Origin of the sequence: Polaribacter sp. Asnod6-C07, from assembly GCF_045063625.1 — a bacterium.
GTDB lineage: Bacteria > Bacteroidota > Bacteroidia > Flavobacteriales > Flavobacteriaceae > Polaribacter > Polaribacter vadi_A.
Genome location: NZ_JBEFOF010000005.1, coordinates 2283887 through 2307022, shown reverse-complemented (window position 1 = coordinate 2307022; position 23136 = coordinate 2283887). Strand labels below are relative to the sequence as shown.

Sequence of the window (23136 nt, the reverse complement as noted above, 5' to 3'; positions counted from 1 at the left end):
TTGAAAAAGTATCTAAGATTATTTATTATTTGTAGTTTTTGTTATGCATTTTCTTACGCTCAAGAAAATTCTATAGACATAAAAGCTACCTTAGATACTGATAAAAATGAGTTGTTGGTAAATCAAGAAATTGTTTTTATAAATACTACAGATTCAATTTTAAGCAACATTTATTTACACAATTGGGCAAATAGTTTTAGAGATCGTAAAACACCATTATCTAAAAGGTTTATTAAAGATTTTAGAAAAGATTTATATTTTGCTGATAAAGAAGATTTAGGTAGCACATCAATTAGAAACCTAACTGTAAATTTCGATTCAACTACCTTTTACGAGCTTAAAGACCAGGCTGATATTTTAAAAGTAGAACTTCAAAAAAAATTAGCAAAAAACGATACAGTTAAGATAAACATAACCTATTCAATAAAAATACCTAATGCTTCATTTACTGGTTATGGCAAAACAGAAGATGGTTATCATTTACGTTTTTGGTACATAACACCAGCTGTTTACAACAATGGCTGGGAATTAATGAGCAATTTAAACATAAATGATTTATATGAAAAAGCCACTGATTTTAAAATTAGTATAAACATACCAGAAGATTATGTTTTAGAAAGTAATTTATATCAATATGTTACAAAAAAAGAAAATACAACTAACTATTATTTAGTTGGTAAAAAGAAAACAGATATAATTTTAGGCATCAACAAAGAACATCAACTAAAAACTTACAAAACCAATAAAATTGCAGTTTATACTGATGTTTTTAATGAAGAAATAGATTACCAAATAGCTACTAAACTTTTGAATAAAAACATTAAATTTTTAGAGAAGTTTCTTGGTAAATACCCACATAAAGAAATTTATGTTGATAAAATTACACAACGTAAAGACCCTGTTTATGGCTTAACTCAACTACCTAATTTCTTGCGCCCTTTTACAGAGGATTTTAAAACAGAAATTACAATGTTTAAAGCTCTAAGCATTAAATTTATTGAGAATACATTACTGTTAAATAAAAGAAAAGACAATTGGTATTTAGATGGTTTACAGAACTATTTAATGATGGAATACATAGATGAGTTTTACCCAAATCAGAAACTTTTAGGTAAATTCTCTGATGCCTGGTTTCTTAAAAGGTTTTACATTGCAAAATCAGATTTTAACGATCAGTATCCTTTAATTTATCAATTTATATCTCGTAGGTTTTTAGACCAATCATTAACAACATCTTCAGATTCTCTATCTAATTTTAACAGAAAAATAGCCAATAAATATAAAGCTGGCTTAGCTTTTAGATATTTAAAAGGGTATTTAGGCGATAGTATCTTAAACAAAACCATTAAAGAATGTTATCAAAACAATCAAACAAAAATAATTACAAGTAACGACTTTAAAAATGCACTAACTTCTAAAACAGATAAAAATTTAGATTGGTTTTTTAATGATTTTATTAATACAAATAAAAAAATAGATCACACTATAAAAAAAGTTGTTATAAGAGAAGACAGTGTAGCTGTAACCATTAAAAATAAAAGAAACATTACAACACCTGTTTTACTGTATGGTTTAGAAGATAAAAACATAAAACACAAAAAATGGGTTACAAATGTTAATGATACTGCAACTGTATATTTACCTAAAGAAGGAATAAATAAAGTTGCACTAAATTACGAAAACTTATACCCAGAATTAAACACTTTAGACAATTGGAAAAGCTTAAAAGATAGAATTTTTAATAAGCCTTTAAAATTTAGCCTGTTTAAAGATATTCAAGACCCATATTACAATCAAGTATTCTACCAACCAAATGCTAGTTACAATTTTTATAATGGATTAATTTTAGGTATAAAATTAAATAACCAGCCATTAATCAAAAGAAACCTAGAATTCTCATTATCACCTTCTTACGCAACAAAGAGTAATTCTGTTGTTGGTTCATTTTCTGTTAGGTACAGTCAATATTTCGAAAAAACTAAAATTTATAGAATTTTATATGGTATCTCTGGTTCAACATCAGATTACGCACCAAATTTAGCTTACAAATCGTTTGTACCTTATGTAAATTTAATTTTTAAAAGGAAAGATTTAAGAGATGCAACTTATGAATCAATAGGTGCAAAATTACTACACATTGATAAAGAAATCCCCATAGATGTTATTAGAACAGATGAAGATAGTTACAGTATTTTTAGTGTAAATTACAACTATGTTAATCCAGACATAATAAAAGAGTTTAGATATAACTTTAGTTTTGAAGTTGCTCAAAATTTTTCTAAAATTGCTGCGGATATTAGGTATAGATCTTTATCAACATCAAACACTCAATTAGATTTTAGAATATTTGCAGGTACATTTTTAAATAACTCTACTAAAGGAGATTATTTTAGCTTTGGTTTAGACAGAGCAAATGACTATTTGTTTCAACTTAATTATTTAGGACGTTCAGAAAATAGTGGTTTTTTTAGTCAGCAATTTATTATTGCAGAAGGGGGGTTTAAATCGGTTTTACCAACAAGATTTGCCAACCAATATATGCTAGCTTTTAATTCTAGTTTTGGTTTATGGAGATGGGTAGAATTTTATAATGATGTAGCATTTTTAAAAAATAAGCATGACCCACTTTACTTCGGATATAATAATGGAATACGTTTTAATTTTGTACACCATATTTTTGAAATTTACTTTCCTTTATATTCAAATAATGGCTGGGAAGTTTCACAACCTGCTTATGCTGAAAAAATTAGATTTACTTTAACTGCAGATATAGGTTCTATTTACAATTTCTTTAAAAGAGGATTCTTATAAACAAAACTTAAAAATACCTATCAATAGGTATTTCACAAGTAAACACTGTTCTTTAGTTTTACAAAAATAAAAACAAAAAACTAAATGAATATGAAAAATTACTTTATCTGTATTCTTTTTGCTGCTATTGCTTTAAATACATACTCGCAAGAAGAAGAAGAAGTTCCTGAAAAAAAGAATGCATTAGCCATTTCTGCTGGCTTACCAGGTTTTGGTGTAGAATATGCAAGAAAATTAACTCCTCACCTTAATGCCAAAGTAGCTTATCACTTTTTCAAACTAGAGGATTTCGAAATAGAAGATGTAGAAATAAAATCTGATATCGTAGACATTTTAGCCAATCTAGATGTTTCAATTGTAGATATTGGTATAGAATATTTGCCATTTAAAAAATCTTCTTTTAAACTAACAGCTGGATTAGGTGTATTAAATAAGGTAAACCTAAATGCTGTTGCTACTTATAATGAAGAGATTGTTTTTGGTGATGTAATTATCACTAACGAAGATGCAGGTCAAATTATAGCAGATGTTACATGGACAGATATAGCCCCTTATGTTGGTATAGGTTTTGGTAGAGCAATTCCGAAAAATAGATTAGGGTTTGGTATTGAGTTTGGCTCTTACATAACCTCATCTCCAGAAATAGACCTTAACGCAACAAACTTATTAGAAAATACGGCTTCACAAAAAGAAAACCTACAAAAATCTTTAGAAGATTTCAAATTTATTCCGAGAATACAACTAAGAATTGCATACAAATTTTAAAAAACAAACACTATGAAAACAAGAAAATTACTAACAACAGCCATTGCATTTATTGCAATATCAATTACAATCATTATGTCTTGTAAAGGCATTGATGAAATTACAGAAGATTTTGATATAGAAATCTCTAATAATATATTAACACAAGAAGCAATTATTACTATAGAAGATATTGTTAATCCTGAAAAATTAGATGGCAATAATAAATTAACTGTAGAAGTATTAGGTACAGATTCTGATAATTTTGTTACAAATTCTGGTGAAAACATATCAAAACTAAAAGTTGTTAACGGAAACATTGCACTAGCAGTAAACCCAAACAAAGCTTCTTCTACACCTTTAAAAGTATTACTTAGAGTAAGTGGTGAAGATTATTTAACAACCACAATTCCTTTAGAGATGTTTCCAGATGACACTCTTGTAACACAATCTATAAATATTGTAAACAAATTAAACACTGTACAAGGTATTGACTTTATTGAAAACAATAAATCACTATCAAACAACACCATAGACAACAATTACACAATAATAACACCTAAAACTAAAGCATCTACTAAAACAGAAATTACAGTAGAAGCTGGTACAGTGTTTCAAGATATTAACGGTAATGATATTACAGGTGACAATCTTAAAAGTGAAGTAGCTCATTTTAGCTTAGATACTCCAGAATCTATTGCTTCTTTTCCTGGTGGTTTAAAACCTTTAAGTGTTACAGATGAGAATGGAGATGAAATTGAAGATAGTGCTTTTTTAACTGCAGGATTTACTTCTATAGATATGTTTGTTGGTGATAAAGAAGTAAAAAACTTCTCTAAACCTATTAGTGTAAGTATGGAAATTCCTAATGATTATATTAACCCAGAAACTGGAAATAACATTGAGGTTGGGGATGAAATAAAAATTTGGTCTTATAATGATGAAGGAGAGTGGAGTTTTCATAAAACAGGTACTGTAACTATGAATTCAGATGGTAATTACAATATTACATTTACCACAACACATTTATCTTGGTATAATCTAGATTACCATTACTGGGGAGTATGTAATTATGGAAGAAAATTAACAGTATCAATTCCACAAGTACCAAACCTTAGCGATAATTTTTATCAGTTATCTTACGAAGTTGTATATGCATCAAACAATCAAGTAATTTCAAGAAGAGACATTCAAGTTTCTAAAACTAGAGATAATGCAAATGGATATAAGAACACTCCTAATCAAAGTTTAAAAATAAAAGTATATTATGGCAGGTATTACGATAGTAACAGAAAATTATTATATACCTCAGAAGAATTTGATGGTTGTAGTAGTAATATAGTAACAATTGATGCTAATAGTTTAGCAAGTTTAACAACCCCGTTAGTAAAAAATATAAACATACAGTTTCAGGCTAGATGTGGTGATAAAATTTTAAATCCATTCTTATATTTATGGAGGCAAGAATCTTATACATATTATGGAAGAACATACTCAAGCTGGAGAATTGTAGGGTACATTTATAATGGAAGAGGATTTATTTATGGTGCTAAAATTGGAGTATCTCAAAAATATGGTACTATTTATAATGGTGAAGTTTACTTCTATGATTATACTTTTAATTCTGACAATATAGTTATAGATGATTTTGAAGCACCAGGTGATTTATGCAGCAGATTACCATAATATATAATTAATAAAACTAATAAAAAGAGATATTATGAAAATAATATCTCTTTTTTAATTGTTCAGTAATAAATAAAACATTGAAGGAAAAATAAAAATTCAACCTAAAAAACCACATAATATTCTCAATATTTAAAGGTATTTTCATATAAATTCAAACAAAAACATATATATTGCATATTTATTAACAAAACACAAGTAAAACAGTGTTTAATTATCATATTCTTAATTAAATTTGATATTTTTAAATATCAATTAAAAAAACTATCTTTGCACCATAAAAATTCAGAAAACTATGTTGCAACAACCAGTAGCTTTAAACACTCAAGAAATTTCTTTTAACGAATTTAAAAAAGAGGTGTTAAAAGACTACAAAATTGCAAGAATTAGTAGAGAATGCAGTTTATTAGGAAGACGTGAAGTACTTACTGGTAAAGCAAAGTTTGGTATTTTTGGTGATGGAAAAGAAGTACCGCAATTAGCTATGGCTAAAGCCTTTAAAAAAGGTGATTTTAGATCTGGTTATTATAGAGATCAAACTTTTATGATGGCTCTTGGTGAGCTTAGTCCACAACAATTTTTTGCTGGTTTATATGCTCACACAGATATAAATGCAGACCCAATGTCTGCAGGAAGACAAATGGGAGGCCATTTTGCAACCCACAGTTTACACGATAATGGAAACTGGAAAAACTTAACAAAACAATACAATTCTAGTTCAGACATCTCTCCTACTGCTGGCCAAATGCCACGTTTATTAGGCTTAGCACAAGCATCAAAAATTTATAGAAACGAAAAAAGTGTACAAAACAACACCAACTTTTCTATAAATGGAAATGAAGTTGCTTGGGGTACAATTGGTAATGCTAGTACAAGTGAGGGTTTATTTTTCGAAACCATAAATGCTGCAGGTGTTCTACAAGTACCAATGATAATGAGTGTTTGGGATGATGAATACGGAATTTCTGTACACGCAAAACATCAAACAACAAAAGAAAGTATCTCAGAAATTTTAAAAGGATTTCAAAGAGATAAAAAAAATAAAGGTTACGAAATTTTTGTAATCAATGGTTGGGATTATGTTCAATTAGTAGATGTATATCAAAAAGCAGCAAAATTAGCTAGCGAAGAACATGTACCAGTTTTAATACATGTTAAAGAATTAACACAACCACAAGGCCATTCTACTTCTGGATCTCATGAAAGATACAAATCTAAAGAACGTTTACAATGGGAAAAAAACCATGATTGTATCATAAAACTACGTGAATGGATTTTAGATTTTGAATTAGAAACAGAAACTGGAGATGTTTTACGATTTGTAGAAGATGAAACTGATTTAATCATTTTAGAAAAAGAAGCTAAAAAAGAAGTAACCAATGCAAAAAGAAATGCATGGAACGCTTATTTAAATGAAATAAAATCAGAACGTTTAGACGCTTCTGAATTATTAGAAAAAGCTGCAAATAAAAGCTCTAACAAACCTTTTATCAATAAATATAAAAATGATTTAAACGCAATATCAGAACCAACAAGAAAAGATGTTTTATCTACGGTTAGAAAATGTTTATGGTATTTAAGAGACGAAAATTCTGCTGAAAAAATCGCAATACAGATTTACATAAAATCATTTTTCAAAGATGCTTATCAAAAATACTCTACACATTTAGTAAGCGAAACTGATTTAAGTGCTTTAGAGGTTTTAGACAAAGCACCTATTTATGCTCAAGAAAAAAACTTAGTTGACGCCAGAATTATTATGAGAGATAATTTTGATGCCATTCTTAACAAACATAAAGATGTGGTAATTTTTGGTGAAGATGCTGGTTTTATTGGCGATGTTAATCAAGGACTAGAAGGTTTACAAGAAAAATTTGGTAACATCAGAATTTCTGATACAGGAATTAGAGAAGCTACTATAATAGGTCAAGGAATTGGTTTAGCCATGAGAGGCTTAAGACCAATTGCAGAAATCCAATATTTAGATTATTTATTGTACGCTCTTCAAATTATGAGTGACGATTTAGCAACTTTAAGATACAGAACTTTAGGAAAACAAAAAGCACCTTTAATTATAAGAACTCGTGGTCATAGATTAGAAGGTATTTGGCACGCAGGTTCGCCTATGGGTGGAATTATAAATAACATTAGAGGTATACACGTTTTAGTACCAAGAAATATGACAAAAGCTGCAGGTTTTTACAACACACTTTTAGAAGGTGATGATCCTGCTTTGGTAATAGAATGTTTAAATGGCTATCGTTTAAAAGAAGAATTACCAACTAATTTAGGCGATTTTAAAACGCCAATAGGTATCGTAGAAACTGTTAAAGAAGGTAAAGATTTAACTGTAGTTTCTTACGGTTCTACTCTACGTTTAGTACTTGAAGCTGCAAAAGATTTAAATCAAGTTGGTATTGATATTGAAGTTATTGATGCTCAAAGTTTATTGCCTTTCGATTTAACCAAAGATTGCGTAAAAAGCTTAACAAAAACCAACAAGTTATTAGTTGTTGATGAAGATGTACCTGGTGGAGCTTCTGCTTACATTTTACAAGAAATTATAGAAAACCAAGATGGGTATCAATATTTAGACAGCAAACCATCTACACTAACTTCTAAACCACACAGGCCTGCTTATGGTACTGATGGCGATTATTTTTCTAAACCTTCTGTAGAAGATATTTTCGAAAAAGTATATGCCATTATGCATGAAGAAAATCCAACTAAATTTAAAAGTTTGTATTAATAATCATTTAAAAATCAGTTAATTTTAAGTGATTAAATGTTGATTTTTTACTTGGGATAAAAGGTTTTTCTTCAGGAACAATTAATTTTTCTAGTTGTTGATTAATTACATACTGATGTTGTGCGCTCACAAATTCAGAAATATCTTCAATTTCTAAAATATCATCTTTTGCATATTGTTCAATTTCTTTATTTCTTATACCAATCTGTATTGCTCTTCTTTCTAATTTAACTCCATAAGGATCATGATCTGGATCCCATTGCAATCTAATATTAGAATTCTTAACAGCAATTTTCCATTCTTCAATATCGTTATAAATATCATTCTGAAAACCAGAATACACTGCTTGATTCAAATATCGTTCAAAAGCGCTTCTCTTTAAATGAATTGCCAAAATAATTTCTTGTCCAACTTTAGTTCCCCAACCATTTCTATACATCATCCAAAGAAAATTAGGTTTAATCCATGTCATTCTTTTTAAGCTAAAAGCACCACCAAAATACTGATTTTCAAATGCAAAATTCCCTATTTCTGGTCTATAAGATTGATAAACAACTACTTTTTCTTCATCAAACTGAGCCATAATATGATACCCTTTTTCTGGCCATTCTTGTAATTGTTCTTTGTATAATTTTGTTTTTAATTTCATTTTTTGCTTAACATATAAAATAAATTTAATAAAAAAATATAAAATAAATAACAAATAGAAATCAGATTATAAATATTTTAACAAAATCTAAAGAGTTTCTATTTTCAGTTTTACTTACTTTAGAAGCTTCAATTCCCAATAAACATAACTCATGAAGAAACTATTACTCTTTTCAATGATCTCTGTATTTGCTTTTCAGACAGAAATAAAAGCACAAAAAAAGAAATCAAAAAAAGAAAAAACCGAACAAACACCAACAAAATCAACACTTAAAAAAAGTAAAAGTCCAAAATATTCAGATTTTGTAACAGCAAAAACAAAATCAGATGAAGGCTTATTTAAAGTACACAACACCAATAACAAATTCATTTATGAAATACCAGAATCGCATTTAGGCAAAGAAATGCTACTTGTAACTAGAATTAAAGAAATTCCTGCAGGTTTAGGTGGTGGTTACGTAAATGCTGGTTCTAAAATAAATACCCAAGTTGTTGTTTGGGAAAAATTTCAGGATAAAATTTTATTAAAAGTAAAATCTTACAACGCAGTTGCCAATGATTCTTTACCAATTTACAAATCTGTAAAAGTCAATAACCTAGAACCTATTATTTATGCTTTCGATATAAAAACTCAAAATACAGATTCAACTGCTGTATTGGTTGATGTTACTAAATTTTTTACTTCTGATATTAAAGCTATTACAGCATTACCTGCACGTTATAGAAGAACTTATAAAGTAAAAAGATTAGATGCATCTAGAAGTTTTATCAACTCTATAAAAAGTTATCCAAATAACATAGAAGTAGTACAAGATTTTACTTTTGATGCAGATGAACCACCAAGTAATTCAAGAACAAATACCATTACAATTCGTGTAAATCAATCTATGATTGTGTTACCAGAAGATAAAATGATGCCTAGATTATATGATAAACGTGTAGGTTATTTCTCTCTTGGAAATGTAGATTATAGCTCAGAAGCCTTAAAAGCAGATGAAAAAAGATATATAAGAAGATGGCGTTTAGAACCAAAAGATATTAATGCCTACAATCGTGGTGAATTAGTAGAACCTATAAAACCAATTGTGTATTATTTAGATCCTGGTACACCAGATAAATTAAAAAAATACATAAAACAAGGTGTAGATGATTGGGCTAAAGTTTTTGAAACTGCTGGTTTTAAAAATGCAATTATGGCAAAATATGCACCTACAAAAGAAGAAGATCCTGAGTTTAGTATGGAAGATGTTCGTTATTCTTCTATCAGATATGTAGCAAGTACTACTAGAAATGCTACTGGACCAAGTGTTTCTGATCCTAGAACTGGAGAGATTCTTGAAAGTGATATTATTTGGTATCACAATCATTTACGTTCTTATAGAAATAGATATTTATTAGAAACTGGTGCTGCAAATCCTTCTGCAAGAACTTTAGATACACCTGCAGAAGAAATTGGTGAAATGATGCGTATGGTAATTTCTCATGAAGTTGGTCACGCTTTAGGTTTACCTCATAATATGGCTGCAAGTTATGCTTATCCTGTAGATTCTTTACGATCAGGGAAGTTTACTCAAAAAATGGGAATTGCTGCTACAATTATGGACTACGCTCGTTATAACTATATAGCTCAACCAGGTGATGAAAACGTAAGATTTGTACGTCAATTAGGGCCTTATGATCATTATTCAATTAATTGGGGTTATCGTAAAATACCGTTAGCAAAAACACCAGAACAAGAAGTTAAAACTCTAGATAAATGGATTGAAGAAAAAGCTGATGATCCTATTTACAGATTTGGTGCACAACGTTTTGATCCTTCAGCACAAACAGAAGGCATAGGAAATGATCAAGTAAAAGCATCTACTTATGGTGTAAAAAACTTAAAAATAGTTGCAAAAAATTTACCTGAATGGACTTCTGATCAAACTAATAATTACGAAGATTTATCAGAATTATATGGTGAACTTATAAGTGTTTGGAGCAGATATGTTGGTCATGTTACTGGTAATATTGGTGGTATTTACGAATACAATAAAAAACCTGTACAAGATGGAATTATTTACGAACCTGTATCTAAAGAAAAACAAAAAGAATCTATGATTTGGTTGCAAAAAAATGCTTTTGCTACTCAAGATTGGTTACTAGATCCTAAAATTTTAGCAAATATTGATGAAAGTGGTTATACTAATACAATGTTACGTTTGCAAACCAGACAATTATTTTCGCTTTTAAACACATCAAAATTAGAAAGAATGATTGATGCAGAAATTTTAAACCCAAAAAGTTACGATGCTTTAAGTATGGTTCGTGATTTAAGAACAGGTATTTTTTCTGAAGCAAATTATACTAAAAATGTTGATGTTTTTAGACGTAATTTACAGAAATCTTTAATTGACAGAATGGGTACTTTACTAAATTCTAAGGATGCTAAAAATTCTGATATTTCTTCTATTCTTAGAGGAGAATTAGAGAGCTTAAACTTTCAATTAAATATTGCAAAAAACAGAGGTGTAAATAGAATTACAAAGTATCATTACAGAGATTGTATGGCTAAAATTAAAGAAATTTTAAATCCAAAATAATCTAAATTTCTTATAGATAAGTTTATGTTTTGTAAACTTACTTTCTCAATAAAGTATTACCTATTGCACATTGTAAACAACGTTTCTTTGTGCAATAGTTGTTTTTAAGCGTTAACAAAGCTTGACTGTCCATTGCATTTTTTACTCCTATTTTTAAATCAGAAAACTTAGAAATAACACTATTTTTTTCTGGTTTTATTTGTTTAATCAGTTTTAGAAAATCATCATTTAAAAACTCATTTCTATTATTTAAATACACAAATTTTAAAGGTAAAATGGTGTTTATCAAAATTAAATCGATAAAAGCTTTTGTAAGTTTTTTTGATGATTTTTTTGATGACTTTTCAAAAGTATAATGAGTTTGCCAAAACTCTTGAATCCCAAAATTAAAAACCTCATAAAAATCTTCATTTTTACTGATGCTCATCAACCTAGAAAATAAATTCTGATGTGTAAAAAATAAAGCAGCCAATTGTGCAATTCTTATTGTTGGAAAATTTTGAGGACGCATTCTAAAAAATTGAAACGTATTTTTAGAAATTGGTTTTAGTTGATGTTTATGCTTTAAATACTCATATTCCTTTTTTAATTCTTTATCATAACTATCTTCAATTTCATCTTCTAAAAAACCTGCTTGACCAAAAAATAAAGCTGTTAATTTATTCTCATCAAAACGAACCTTTCTTACTACTGAAAAATCAATAGATTTTGCTAATTGTAAAAAAGCATCACCATTTATTTTTAATCCAAAATTCTTTGCAATAAGCTGAAATAAAACAGCTTCAAAATCGTAATTAGATGCATTGAGTAATTCTTTTATAAAGGTTGATTTTTGTTCTAAACGTTCAAAATACAAACGTTCTAACCAATTATCAACCAAAAAACCATCAACTAAATCAATTTGATTTTCACAAGGAATCCAATTTTGTTTTTGATAAATTAAACTTTTATAATTCAATAAAATGTTATTTTCAACAACATTTTTTAATTCCAAAGTAGGTAAAGCTTTGTTGTTTTTCATAAAAATATCTGCATCATAATCCCAAACAACGTGTAGAATTACAGCATCATAATTTACATCTTCTTCGTGTTTATGTAGATACCAGTCAGACGATTTTAAATGCATTTCTACATTACCAACCCAAAGCTGATTGTCTAATTCAATATGAGCATTTAAAAAATCTGGACCTTCATTTTTATTATGAGTTCCTGCCTTTTTTATATGGATTTTTAGTCCATCAGAAGTAGATAAACTTGTACTAGAAAAAAGTTTGTATTGCCATACATAATACAAAAAATCTTCGTTCATCCTTTTTATTTTAAAAGTACAAAAAATTTATAAGCGCATCAATTTTACCAATAGAAACTTAATTTTTAGAACTATGAATCCCTTATTTTTGTAGTATATTTTAAATTTATGAATACAATAGAAAGTTTACAATGGAGATATGCTGTTAAGAAATTTGATAAAAACAAAACACTTTCTGCAAAACAAATAGATATTTTAAAAGTAGCATTTAACCTTACACCTACTTCTTACGGATTACAACCATTAAAATTAGTAGTAGTTCAAAATAAAACCATTCAAGAGGAATTGGTTTTGCATTCTATGAATCAGCCGCAAGTTGTAGAAGCCTCTCACCTACTAATAATTTGTATCCCTAAAACATACGAAACTAAAGAAATTGAAAACTACTTTAACTTAGTTCAAAAAGTTAGGCAAACTCCAGATGAAATCATCAATCCTTTTAAAGAGTTTTTAACAGCTCAACTTGCTAATAAAACTCAAGAAGAATTAACAATTTGGAATAAAAATCAGGCTTATATTGCCTTAGGTAATTTACTAACAGTTTGTGCTATCGAAAAAATAGACGCTTGCCCAATGGAAGGTTTTATACCCGAAAAATATGATGAAATCTTAAAGTTAAATGAGCAAAATTTAACTTCTGTTTTAGTTTTACCTGTTGGGTTTAGAGCTGAAGATGATTATATGAAAGACTTAAAAAAAGTTAGAAAAAATATTGACGATAGTATTATAGAAATCAATTAAATATTACGAAATTTAAAGTCTTCTTTAACAAGAAGGCTTTTTTATTGGCCTTTAAAATTGGTACTTTTGTAACCTATTAATACAACAACTTTATGAATCAAGATATTAGAAATATAGCACCAAAATCAGTTTGGAATCATTTTGCAGATTTAAATGCAGTACCAAGACCATCAAAAAAAGAAGAAAGAATTATACAGTTTATGGTTGATTTTGGTAAAAGTTTAAACCTAGAAACTTTTGTAGATAAAGTTGGAAATGTTATTATAAAAAAACCAGCTACTTCTGGCATGGAAAACAGAAAAATTACTGTTATGCAAGGCCATATTGATATGGTGCATCAAAAAAACTCTGACACTGTTTTCGATTTTGATCAAGAAGGTATTAAAATGTATGTTGATGGTGATTGGGTAAAAGCAGATGGTACAACTTTAGGCGCAGATAATGGTTTAGGTGTTGCAGCAATTATGGCTGTTTTATCTTCAACAGATTTTCCTCACCCAGAAATAGAAGCACTTTTTACTATTGATGAAGAAACTGGTATGACAGGAGCTATGGGTTTAGAAGGTGGTGTTTTAAATGGTGAAATTTTACTAAACTTAGATACAGAAGAAGATGATGAAATTGGTATTGGTTGTGCAGGTGGCGTAGATGTTACTGCCACAAGAAATTATACAGAAGAAAATCTACCAGAAAACACAACTGCTTTTTCAATTGCAGTTACTGGTTTAAATGGTGGTCATTCTGGTATGGATATTATAAAAGGTTTAGGTAATGCCAACAAAATAATGAATCGTTTATTATTTGAGGGCTATAAAAATTATGGATTAAGAATTGCTGATTTAAATGGAGGTAGTTTAAGAAATGCAATTCCGAGAGAAAGTTTTGCAACTGTTGTTATTAATAGCGATAATAAAAAAAGATTTTTATCAGATAGCACAACACTTATCAACAAAATAAAAGCTGAGTTTTCAACACTTGAACAAAAATTATCTATTGAACTTCAAGAAGTTCAATCACCAGAAAAAGTAATGGAAGTTATTGCCCAAGAAGACTTTATAAAATCTATTTACGCAGCTTTAAACGGAGTTTATAGAATGAGCCCTGATGTTAATGGTTTAGTAGAAACATCTAATAATATTGCTAAAATAACTATAAAAAATGGCACTATTAAAATAGGTTGTTTAACACGTTCATCATCAGAAAGTGGTAAATGGGATTTAGCAAATTCTTTAAAATCTTGTTTTGAATTGGCTAATTTTACAGTAACATTTTCTGGTACATATCCTGGTTGGTTGCCAAACATGAATTCATCAATCTTAAAAATTGTTGAGGGTAATTATATTAAATTATTTAATGAGCAACCACATGTTGCTGCATGTCATGCAGGATTAGAATGTGGAATTTTAGGACAAAATTACCCAGAGATGGAAATGATTTCTTTTGGACCAACAATTAGAGGAGCACATTCACCAGATGAAAGAGCTGGTATTAAATCTACCCAAAAATTTTGGAAATTATTAAAAGAAGTTCTTAAAAACATACCTGAAAAAGCTTAGGTTTTATAAATGAATTAAAATTACATTCGTTTTTTATAAAATTGTTTAAAAAAGATTAAAGTCAAAGTATATTTACTTGATTTTTAGATATTTATTAATTTATCTTTTTGTTAACATCTTTAAATTTCAGAAATCATAAAAAAATGTAATTTTACTCTTAATTAACATTGAGTTATTATGGGAAAAATAATTGCTATTGCAAATCAAAAAGGAGGTGTAGGTAAAACTACAACTAGTGTTAATTTAGCAGCTTCTTTAGGTGTTTTAGAAAAAAAAGTTCTACTTATAGACGCTGATCCACAAGCAAATGCATCTTCTGGACTAGGAATTGATGTAGATGCTGTAGAATTTGGCACCTATCAAGTATTAGAGCATACTATAGATGCAAAAGATGCTATTGTTAAAACAACATCACCTAATGTAGATATTATTCCTGCACATATAGATTTGGTAGCTATTGAAATTGAATTGGTAGATAAGCAAGAAAGAGAATACATGCTTAAAAAATCTATCGAAAAAATTAAAAATGATTACGATTATATTTTAATAGATTGTGCACCCTCTTTAGGTTTAATAACTTTAAACTCTTTAGTGGCTTCAGACTCTGTAATTATACCTATACAATGTGAATATTTTGCTTTAGAAGGATTAGGAAAGTTACTTAACACAATAAAAAGTGTACAAAACATTCATAATTCTAATTTAGATATTGAAGGCTTATTATTAACAATGTTCGATTCTCGTTTACGCTTATCAAACCAAGTTGTAGATGAAGTAAGAAAACATTTTTCTAGTATGGTTTTTGATACAATTATTAGAAGAAATACACGTTTGGGAGAAGCACCAAGTTATGGAGAAAGCATTATAGCCTATGATGCTACTAGTAAAGGTGCAATAAATTACTTAAATTTAGCCCAAGAATTATTAAAAAAGAATTTGTAAAATAATGGCAAAAGCAACAAGGAAACAGGCTTTAGGAAGAGGATTATCTGCTTTATTACAAGAAACACCTAACATTAACTCTGCATCTGATAAGAATGCAGATAAAGTTGTGGGTAACATTATAGAAATAGAATTAGATTTAATTGATGTAAACCCCTATCAACCAAGAACTTATTTTGATGAAGAAGCATTAAGAGAATTAGCTAGTTCTATTAGAGAATTAGGTGTTATTCAACCAATTACAGTTCGTAAATTAGAAGGCAATAAGTTTCAATTGGTTTCTGGTGAACGTCGTTTTAGAGCATCTAAATTAATAGGTAACCCTACAATACCTGCTTATATAAGATTAGCAAACGACCAAGAAATGCTAGAAATGGCCTTGGTTGAAAACATTCAGCGTAAAAACTTAGATCCAATAGAAGTTGCGCTTTCTTACCAACGTTTAATTGATGAAATTCAGTTAACGCAAGAAGAGTTAAGTACAAGAGTAGGTAAAAAACGATCTACAGTTACAAATTACTTACGTTTGTTAAAATTAGATCCTATTTTACAAACAGGTATGAGAGATGGATTTATTTCTATGGGACATGGTCGTGCAATGATTAATGTTGATAATACAGAAGATCAATTAGCCATTTATGAGAAAGTTTTACGCGAAAAATTATCTGTAAGACAAACAGAAGAATTGGTAAAAAGCCTAAAAACAGGTGCTTTAGCTAAACCTAAAAAGAAAATCGTAATTCCTCCTTTTGTTAGAGAAAGTAAAAAAGAAATTAGCGAATTTTTTGGCCATAAAATAGACATTTCAGTAGCATCTAATGGAAAAGGTAAAATATCAATACCTTTTCATTCTGAAGAAGATTTTAATCGAATAAAAAACTTATTAAAATAAGTGCTTTTAAAAAAAAATATACTTACTATTTTACTCATATTTAATGCTGTTCTTTCTTTTGCTCAAAAAGATTCTACAGACGTTAAAATTAACGATGTAAAAATTTTAGGTAACGTAAAAACTTCACAAGGAATTTATGACCCACTAGCACCATCAAAAGCAGCTTTTTATTCAGCTATTTTTCCAGGGATGGGTCAGATTTATAATAAAAAATATTGGAAAGCACCCATTGTTTGGGGAGCCTTAGCAATACCAACTTATTATTATCAAATAAACAACAACGATTATAAACGTTATAGAACTGCTTATAGATTAAGAAAAGCAGGGTTGCAAGATGAGTTTACATCAGATGATGGAAGCGTTTTAGTATCTACAGAAACTTTAGAGACTGCACAAGAACAGTTAAAAGAAAACAGAGATTTCTCTCTTTTATCTGGAGTTATTATTTATGTTTTACAAATTGTAGAAGCAAGTGTAAATGCACATTTAATACAGTTTAATACTGATGATAACTTATCTATAAAACCAGCTTTTATTCCTGATCCAATTCAGTTTGAAGCACCAACAGTAGGATTACAAATTAAATTTACTTTTTAAAATGAAGATTGCACTTTTAGGTTATGGAAGAATGGGTAAAGAAATTGAAAAAATTGCAGTTTCTAGAGGCCATGAAATAGTAATTCGTAAAGATGCCAATGATGTTATAGACATAACTTTGGCAGATGTTGCTATTGATTTTAGCATACCAGATTCAGCTTTTAGCAATATAACAAATTGTTTAAACAATAATGTTCCTGTAATTTCTGGAACTACTGGTTGGTTAGAAAATTATAATGATGCTGTTGCTCTTTGTAAAGAAAAAGAAGGAGGATTTATTTATGCTTCTAATTTTAGTGTAGGAGTAAATATCTTTTTTGAATTGAATAAACAATTGGCAAAAATGATGAGTGCTTTAAAAGAGTACAATGTTTCTATGGAAGAAATTCATCATACTAAAAAATTAGATGCACCAAGTGGAACTGCAATAACTTTGGCAGAAGGGGTTATAGAAAATTCATCAAAAGAAGATTGGTTTTTAGGTGATAAAACATCCGAAGAAAATAGTATACCAATTGTGGCTAAAAGAATACCAGATGTACCAGGTACACATTCTGTTTGGTACAATTCTGAGGTAGATACTATAGAAATTAAACACACTGCACATAACAGAAAAGGGTTTGCCTTAGGTGCAGTAATTGCAGCAGAATGGATTTTAGATAAAACAGGTGTATTTTCTATGAAAGATGTGTTAAACATCTCTTAATTACTGTAACATTTTATCTATTTTGCGCCTTATAAAACATTAAAAATTATTTCTATTTTAAGAAATTAAAAATATATTATGACTTATACACAGTGGTTTATCTTCTTTTTAGTAGTGCAAGTATTGCACTTTTTAGGTACTTGGAAATTGTATGTAAAAGCAGGTAGAAAAGCTTGGGAAGCAGCAGTACCAGTTTATAATGGTATTGTTTTAATGCAAATAATTAACAGACCAAAATGGTGGATTATTCTACTTTTTATACCAATTGTTAATTTATTAATGTTTCCTGTAATTTGGATTGAAACTATTAGAACTTTCGGGTATTATAAAAAAACAGATTCGCTTTTAGCTATTGTTACTTTAGGTTTGTATATTTTTTATATCAATTATGCAACAGACGCTAAATACAATGCAAATAGAAGTTTAAAACCAAGATCTGAAATGGGAGAATGGGTTAGCTCTATTACATTTGCAATTATAGCTGCAACTTTGGTACACACTTATTTTATGCAGCCATTTACAATACCAACATCGTCTTTAGAAAAATCTTTATTAGTTGGTGATTATTTATTCGTTAGTAAATTTCATTATGGTGCTAGAGTTCCATCTACAGTAATTGCTGCACCTATGGTTCACGATTCTTTACCTCTTACTGGTTTACCTTCTTATTTAAAAAAGCCTCAATTACCTTATACACGTTTACCTGGTTTACAAGAAATAAAAAATAACGATATTGTTTGTTTTAACTGGCCTGCAGATTCTTTAGCTACAATGTGGGGTGATAATTCTGGAAAATTTACCTATAAACCTGTAGATAAAAAAACAAATTATGTAAAACGTTCTGTTGGTATTGCTGGTGATTCTTTAGAAATGAAAGATGGTTATTTTTACATAAATGGTAAAAAGAACGAATTGCCTTACAGAGCAAAATTGCAGTTTTACTACACTTTTGAATGTAAAGAACCAATAAGTCAAACTAGTTTCCCTAAGTTTTTACTATCTAAAGAAAGAACTGGAGTATACAAAATACTTACAGAATACTGGGAAAATGATAAAGTACAAATTGCAATAAAAGAAAATGGAAGTTTATCTAAAATAGGGCAAGATTCTTTATACACAGAAGTTGCTGGAGGTATAAACCCTGAGTTTGCTAGAAAAATTAAAATGATTAATGTTGAGAATAAAATCAATATTAATTTAACAGAAGAAGAAGTAGATAGATTAGAAAAATATCCTCTAACTAAATCTGTTACAAAAATTAATCATGGTGCAGATAATGCTATTTTCCCTCATGTAAAAGAATTAGGTTGGAGCCAAGATAACTTTGGCCCTATTTATATTCCTAAAGCTGGAGCCACTGTAAAATTAGATACAGAGTCGCTTCCTTTTTATGAGCAAATCATTAAAAATTACGAGTATAATGATTTAGTTATTAATGGTGATGATATTTTTATAAACGGAGAAAAAGTAGATTCTTACACTTTTCAACAAGACTATTTCTATTTAGTTGGTGATAACAGACATAATTCTTTAGATGCAAGATATTGGGGCTATGTTCCTTTCGATCACGTTTTAGGAAAACCAGTTATGGTTTGGTTTAGTTGGGATGCTGATGCACCTAGTTTTGGCGCAAAACTAAAATCAATTCGTTGGGACAGAATGTTTACCACTGTTCATGGAGATGGAGAACCAGTTTCTTATAGGTATTTAGTGCTTGCTTTAATTGCGCTTTATATTGGTTGGAGTTTTTATAAATCTAAAAAGAAAGCTTAAGTTTTGTTTTAATTTCTTTTGATTTAAAACTTAAAAACTCTTTATAACTAATTAATTTTTCTCTTTAGAGAATTAAAAGGGACTTATGTCATTATTTATACCAACATATTTTTCACCTATTTCACAATATTCTGAAATTGTAAAAGCTAAAGACATTGTTTTTGAAGTAGAAGATAATTTTCAAAAGCAGAGTTATAGAAATCGTTGTTATATTTATAATTCTAGTGGCAAACAACTCTTAACTATTCCTGTAAAACATCAAATTAAAGATGGAAGAAAGAAAACCAAAGACACATTAGTAGAAAATAATGTTCCTTGGCAAGACCAACATTTTAAATCTTTAAAAATAGCTTACAGAACTTCTCCTTTTTTTGATTTTTTAGAGGATGATATTGCTCCTATATTTAATAAGAAATACAAATATTTACACGATTTAAATATCGATACTTTTCTTTTTATTACTGATGCTTTACAATTGAATTCTGACTTTACTTTCACTAAAGAATATAAAACTGAAAACATAGTAAATGACTTTAGAATTTTGGCTGATAAAAAACATCAACCAAAGAAAATGGTTGAAAGATATATACAAATGTTTGATGAAAAACATGGTTTTATCCCTAATTTATCGGTTTTAGATTTACTTTTTATGGAAGGCCCTAATGCAATAAGTTATTTATAAGTCATTAAGTTTTCTTATCTTTAAAAGAAAACCTTAAATGTATGCTATCATTAAAAGAATTTACGTATCAATTTAAAGATATTCCAGAAAAAAGTCTTGACACATTTATAAAATTAGCATCGAAAGTTGAATTTAAAAAAAATGAATTTGTTATTAAATTTAATGATGTATCCACAAGCTTTTATATTATAAAATCTGGTATAATTAGATCTTATTTGGTTGATGAAAAAGGGAAAGAATACACAAGAACCTTTTTTACCCAAGGTAAACCTGCAGCTTCTTTAAACTCACTCATATCTAAACAACCAAGTAAACTTGCTTATGAATGTTTAACAGATTGCACACTGTATAAAATAAATTACAAAGATTTTTTGAGTTTAACAAAAACAGATATTAACATAGCCAATCTATATGCTAAGTTATTAGAATATGTGTTTTTTATAATGGAATCTGAAATTTACAATCTTGCCATATTAGATGCAACTGAAAGATACTTAAAACTTAAAAATGAAATACCAGAAATAGAAAATATTATTGCTCAATATCATATTGCTGCTTATTTAAATATTTCTGCAGTTCAATTAAGCAGAATTAGAAAAAAATTATATTCTCAATAATTTTATTAACGTAAATAAAATAATTTTTCGGAACTAAAATTTAAATTTAAAGTTCCCAAAATTTATTCATTTTTTTTCTAGTGTAAAAAAGATTTAATTCAATTTTAAGTCTTTTATTGAAATTTCATTTTAAAAACCCAACTAATCATAGTCTTTTATATAAAAAAACTAAAAAAATACGTTTTATTAACATATGTAAATGCACTAAGTTAATCAAACACTTACATTTACCACATAATATGGATTCCCCCAGTTATTCTATAATTATTCATATTGTAAAAAAAGACTTATTTTTACTATAAGTCTTTTTTTTATGCTAAAATTTGCCATTCATTACTCCCTTCATTTTGTTGTACCTGTTTTAATTGCTTATTTCTTTTTTAAGGATAAATGGAAGAAAGTTTACCTTATTTTTCTATTATCGATGTTAGTAGATTTAGATCATCTAGTAGCCAATCCAATTTTTGAAGAAAGCAGATGCAGTATAAACTTTCATCCTCTGCATACTTATATTGCAATGATTTTTTATGTTACAGGCATATTTATTAAAAAGACAAGAATTCTATGTATAGCATTATTGTTTCATATGCTCACAGATTTTATAGATTGCTACTTATAGAATCTTTTAAAAATTCGATTTATATCATCAGAAATATTTAATTTGATAATCAAAAAGATATAAATTACTGAAATTATGATACTTTTTAAAATGATGTTAAATAATGGAGCAATATTTCTATTAAAAATAGTTATTTGTGGAATTGAAAAATTCCAGAAATAGAATGATAGCATTAGAACAGAGATTAATAAAAACAATGTAAATGTTTTATTAGTAAAAGGAGTTATTGAGAACTTGTTTTTTACAAAGAATAGCTTTACAGTATTAAAAATCAGAATAGTTATTAAAGTAGCTAAAGCCAAACCATCTGTTCCAAAATCTAATTTAAAATAAAAGAGTTTATTTAAAAAATACACTGCTAAAGCAGAACCTAAACCAACAGGTAAAGTAATTCTATAAAACTTAGAATTAGTTATAATTGCACCATTGCTTCCTAAAAACATAGTATATAATTTTGCTAATGATATCATTAACACTACCAATTCACCACCAGAATAACCTTTTTCTGGCATTAATTTAAAAAGTTCATGAACCCCACAATTTATCAACAAAAAGAATAAACCACCAATTAAAAATAAATTTATTGAACTTTTTTTGTACAAATTTTCTACTTCTTTTATGTCAGAATTATTTAATGATTTAGAGGTTAAAGGTTGTAAAATTTGAGTCATAGCTCTACTTGGGGCTTCTATAAAAGAACCTATAAAAACAGCAACTGTATAGTAAGCAACTTTTTCTATAGCATCTTTACCAGGTATCATATTCTTATCTATATCTAATAAAATAGCTCCTGCACTACCTGCCAAAATTATATAGCCAGAATATTTTAAAATTTCAGAAAAATTATCTGGTAGTTTAAAATGAAATTTTGGTAAATAAACTTTAAAAGCATATAACATCATTACAATAGTTCTTAAAACATAGGCAATGGTTAAATATGTAATAAATTCAACTTTTGTAATTAATTTTATAAAAACAGACAATAACAAAATCATAACAACCCCTCTATTCCAAAGCTCTTTTAAAATATTACCAAAAACGGTATTCAGTTGTACTTTTGTCCAAGCATAAAAAAACTCAAAATAAGCGCAGCAAACAGATATAACATAAATAGAAAAAGTATAATCTTCTATGGTTTTATTATCCTCTGCAATTCTATTCATTATTAATTCATGTGCGTAGTTCCAAAAAAAACCAAGTGGAATTGCAATTATTAATGGTAAAAAAATTAAAGAAGTTAAAAACCTATCTTTTTGCTCTTTTGTACTGTAGGAAGAAAAAAACTTTACCATAGTAAAATGCACTCCTAAAGCAATTAATGGCATAATAATATTAGAAGTAGACAACAAATAAGTTACTAAACCATAAAACTCTGCTTCTAAGAATTCTGGATAAAAAATTAAAGTATTTACACCTCCTATTAAAAAAGCTAAATAAATGATTAATGTATTTTTAAAAGATTGTTTTAATACGATTCCCATT

General features: G+C 28.2%; 18 protein-coding genes. 15 read left to right on the top strand and 3 right to left on the bottom strand.

Going from position 1 to position 23136, the window contains the following annotated elements; genetic code table 11:
- The 4 genes from ACJJVK_RS09885 (at position 1) to ACJJVK_RS09870 (ending at position 7990) form a co-directional block, all read left to right on the top strand.
- Positions 1–2811 carry an aminopeptidase gene (locus tag ACJJVK_RS09885; RefSeq protein ID WP_405565651.1) on the top strand — a complete coding sequence of 937 codons (2811 nt, stop codon included), beginning with the start codon at positions 1–3 and terminating at the stop codon, positions 2809–2811.
- Between the two features lie 90 nt (positions 2812–2901).
- Entirely contained in the window at positions 2902–3576 is a 675-nt protein-coding gene (locus ACJJVK_RS09880; protein ID WP_405565648.1) for a hypothetical protein, read from the top strand.
- Positions 3577–3588: 12 nt separating this feature from the next.
- The gene (locus ACJJVK_RS09875; protein WP_405565645.1) at positions 3589–5241 is read left to right on the top strand and encodes a hypothetical protein; all 1653 of its coding nucleotides are present in this window, start codon (positions 3589–3591) and stop codon (positions 5239–5241) included.
- Between the two features lie 295 nt (positions 5242–5536).
- Complete coding sequence (locus tag ACJJVK_RS09870) at positions 5537–7990, top strand: thiamine pyrophosphate-dependent enzyme (protein ID WP_405565643.1); 2454 nt, start codon at positions 5537–5539, stop codon at positions 7988–7990.
- A 7-nt stretch (positions 7991–7997) separates the two neighbouring features.
- On the opposite strand, the gene ACJJVK_RS09865 is transcribed toward ACJJVK_RS09870, so the two are convergent.
- Positions 7998–8639 (bottom strand): DUF4291 domain-containing protein, encoded by a 642-nt coding sequence (locus ACJJVK_RS09865; protein WP_405565642.1) that lies wholly within the window; start codon positions 8637–8639, stop codon positions 7998–8000.
- A 151-nt stretch (positions 8640–8790) separates the two neighbouring features.
- On the opposite strand from ACJJVK_RS09865, the gene ACJJVK_RS09860 reads away from it, so the two are divergent.
- Positions 8791–11220: a zinc-dependent metalloprotease gene (locus ACJJVK_RS09860; protein WP_405565639.1), complete on the top strand. Its 2430-nt coding sequence runs from the start codon at positions 8791–8793 to the stop codon at positions 11218–11220.
- 37 nt (positions 11221–11257) lie between these two features.
- On the opposite strand, the gene ACJJVK_RS09855 is transcribed toward ACJJVK_RS09860, so the two are convergent.
- Positions 11258–12529, bottom strand: coding sequence for a DUF2851 family protein (locus ACJJVK_RS09855; RefSeq protein ID WP_405565636.1), 1272 nt, complete (start codon positions 12527–12529; stop codon positions 11258–11260).
- A gap of 108 nt (positions 12530–12637) precedes the next feature.
- Between ACJJVK_RS09855 and ACJJVK_RS09850 the strand changes: the two genes are divergently transcribed.
- The 10 genes from ACJJVK_RS09850 (at position 12638) to ACJJVK_RS09805 (ending at position 21654) form a co-directional block, all read left to right on the top strand.
- A complete protein-coding gene (locus ACJJVK_RS09850; RefSeq protein WP_405565633.1) occupies positions 12638–13270 on the top strand; it encodes an NAD(P)H-dependent oxidoreductase in 633 nt (210 codons plus the stop codon).
- 92 nt (positions 13271–13362) lie between these two features.
- Positions 13363–14826 (top strand): aminoacyl-histidine dipeptidase, encoded by a 1464-nt coding sequence (locus ACJJVK_RS09845; RefSeq protein ID WP_405565631.1) that lies wholly within the window; start codon positions 13363–13365, stop codon positions 14824–14826.
- 177 nt (positions 14827–15003) lie between these two features.
- The gene (locus tag ACJJVK_RS09840) at positions 15004–15768 is read left to right on the top strand and encodes a ParA family protein (protein WP_215994883.1); all 765 of its coding nucleotides are present in this window, start codon (positions 15004–15006) and stop codon (positions 15766–15768) included.
- Between the two features lie 4 nt (positions 15769–15772).
- Positions 15773–16660 (top strand): ParB/RepB/Spo0J family partition protein, encoded by an 888-nt coding sequence (locus ACJJVK_RS09835; RefSeq protein WP_215994882.1) that lies wholly within the window; start codon positions 15773–15775, stop codon positions 16658–16660.
- Entirely contained in the window at positions 16661–17257 is a 597-nt protein-coding gene (locus ACJJVK_RS09830) for a DUF5683 domain-containing protein (RefSeq protein ID WP_405565628.1), read from the top strand.
- Between the two features lies 1 nt (position 17258).
- On the top strand, positions 17259–17963 hold the full coding sequence (dapB, locus tag ACJJVK_RS09825; RefSeq protein WP_405565626.1) for a 4-hydroxy-tetrahydrodipicolinate reductase: 705 nt from the start codon (positions 17259–17261) through the stop codon (positions 17961–17963).
- 78 nt (positions 17964–18041) lie between these two features.
- Positions 18042–19736, top strand: coding sequence for a signal peptidase I (gene lepB / locus ACJJVK_RS09820; protein WP_405565623.1), 1695 nt, complete (start codon positions 18042–18044; stop codon positions 19734–19736).
- Between the two features lie 85 nt (positions 19737–19821).
- Positions 19822–20418, top strand: a complete 597-nt coding sequence (locus ACJJVK_RS09815; protein WP_405565622.1) for a WbqC family protein — start codon at positions 19822–19824, stop codon at positions 20416–20418.
- A 41-nt stretch (positions 20419–20459) separates the two neighbouring features.
- On the top strand, positions 20460–21035 hold the full coding sequence (locus ACJJVK_RS09810) for a Crp/Fnr family transcriptional regulator (protein WP_405565619.1): 576 nt from the start codon (positions 20460–20462) through the stop codon (positions 21033–21035).
- 313 nt (positions 21036–21348) lie between these two features.
- On the top strand, positions 21349–21654 hold the full coding sequence (locus ACJJVK_RS09805; protein ID WP_405565617.1) for a DUF6122 family protein: 306 nt from the start codon (positions 21349–21351) through the stop codon (positions 21652–21654).
- Here the strand turns inward: ACJJVK_RS09805 and ACJJVK_RS09800 are convergent.
- A complete protein-coding gene (locus ACJJVK_RS09800; protein WP_405565616.1) occupies positions 21645–23135 on the bottom strand; it encodes a lipopolysaccharide biosynthesis protein in 1491 nt (496 codons plus the stop codon). The two genes, ACJJVK_RS09805 and ACJJVK_RS09800, sit on opposite strands and share 10 nt — an antisense overlap.
- Between the last annotated feature and the right edge of the window lies 1 nt (position 23136).

What these genes read in the sequence shown, in the direction of transcription:
- ACJJVK_RS09845 (WP_405565631.1), top strand. Translation starts at nt 13,363, where the DNA reads ATGAATCAAGATATTAGAAATATAGCACCAAAATCAGTTTGGAATCAT.
- ACJJVK_RS09865 (WP_405565642.1), bottom strand. Translation starts at nt 8,639, where the DNA reads ATGAAATTAAAAACAAAATTATACAAAGAACAATTACAAGAATGGCCA.
- ACJJVK_RS09880 (WP_405565648.1), top strand. Translation starts at nt 2,902, where the DNA reads ATGAAAAATTACTTTATCTGTATTCTTTTTGCTGCTATTGCTTTAAAT.
- ACJJVK_RS09815 (WP_405565622.1), top strand. Translation starts at nt 19,822, where the DNA reads ATGTCATTATTTATACCAACATATTTTTCACCTATTTCACAATATTCT.
- ACJJVK_RS09800 (WP_405565616.1), bottom strand. Translation starts at nt 23,135, where the DNA reads ATGGGAATCGTATTAAAACAATCTTTTAAAAATACATTAATCATTTAT.
- lepB (WP_405565623.1), top strand. Translation starts at nt 18,042, where the DNA reads ATGACTTATACACAGTGGTTTATCTTCTTTTTAGTAGTGCAAGTATTG.
- ACJJVK_RS09810 (WP_405565619.1), top strand. Translation starts at nt 20,460, where the DNA reads ATGCTATCATTAAAAGAATTTACGTATCAATTTAAAGATATTCCAGAA.
- ACJJVK_RS09805 (WP_405565617.1), top strand. Translation starts at nt 21,349, where the DNA reads ATGCTAAAATTTGCCATTCATTACTCCCTTCATTTTGTTGTACCTGTT.
- dapB (WP_405565626.1), top strand. Translation starts at nt 17,259, where the DNA reads ATGAAGATTGCACTTTTAGGTTATGGAAGAATGGGTAAAGAAATTGAA.
- ACJJVK_RS09875 (WP_405565645.1), top strand. Translation starts at nt 3,589, where the DNA reads ATGAAAACAAGAAAATTACTAACAACAGCCATTGCATTTATTGCAATA.
- ACJJVK_RS09840 (WP_215994883.1), top strand. Translation starts at nt 15,004, where the DNA reads ATGGGAAAAATAATTGCTATTGCAAATCAAAAAGGAGGTGTAGGTAAA.
- ACJJVK_RS09855 (WP_405565636.1), bottom strand. Translation starts at nt 12,529, where the DNA reads ATGAACGAAGATTTTTTGTATTATGTATGGCAATACAAACTTTTTTCT.
- ACJJVK_RS09850 (WP_405565633.1), top strand. Translation starts at nt 12,638, where the DNA reads ATGAATACAATAGAAAGTTTACAATGGAGATATGCTGTTAAGAAATTT.
- ACJJVK_RS09870 (WP_405565643.1), top strand. Translation starts at nt 5,537, where the DNA reads ATGTTGCAACAACCAGTAGCTTTAAACACTCAAGAAATTTCTTTTAAC.
- ACJJVK_RS09835 (WP_215994882.1), top strand. Translation starts at nt 15,773, where the DNA reads ATGGCAAAAGCAACAAGGAAACAGGCTTTAGGAAGAGGATTATCTGCT.
- ACJJVK_RS09860 (WP_405565639.1), top strand. Translation starts at nt 8,791, where the DNA reads ATGAAGAAACTATTACTCTTTTCAATGATCTCTGTATTTGCTTTTCAG.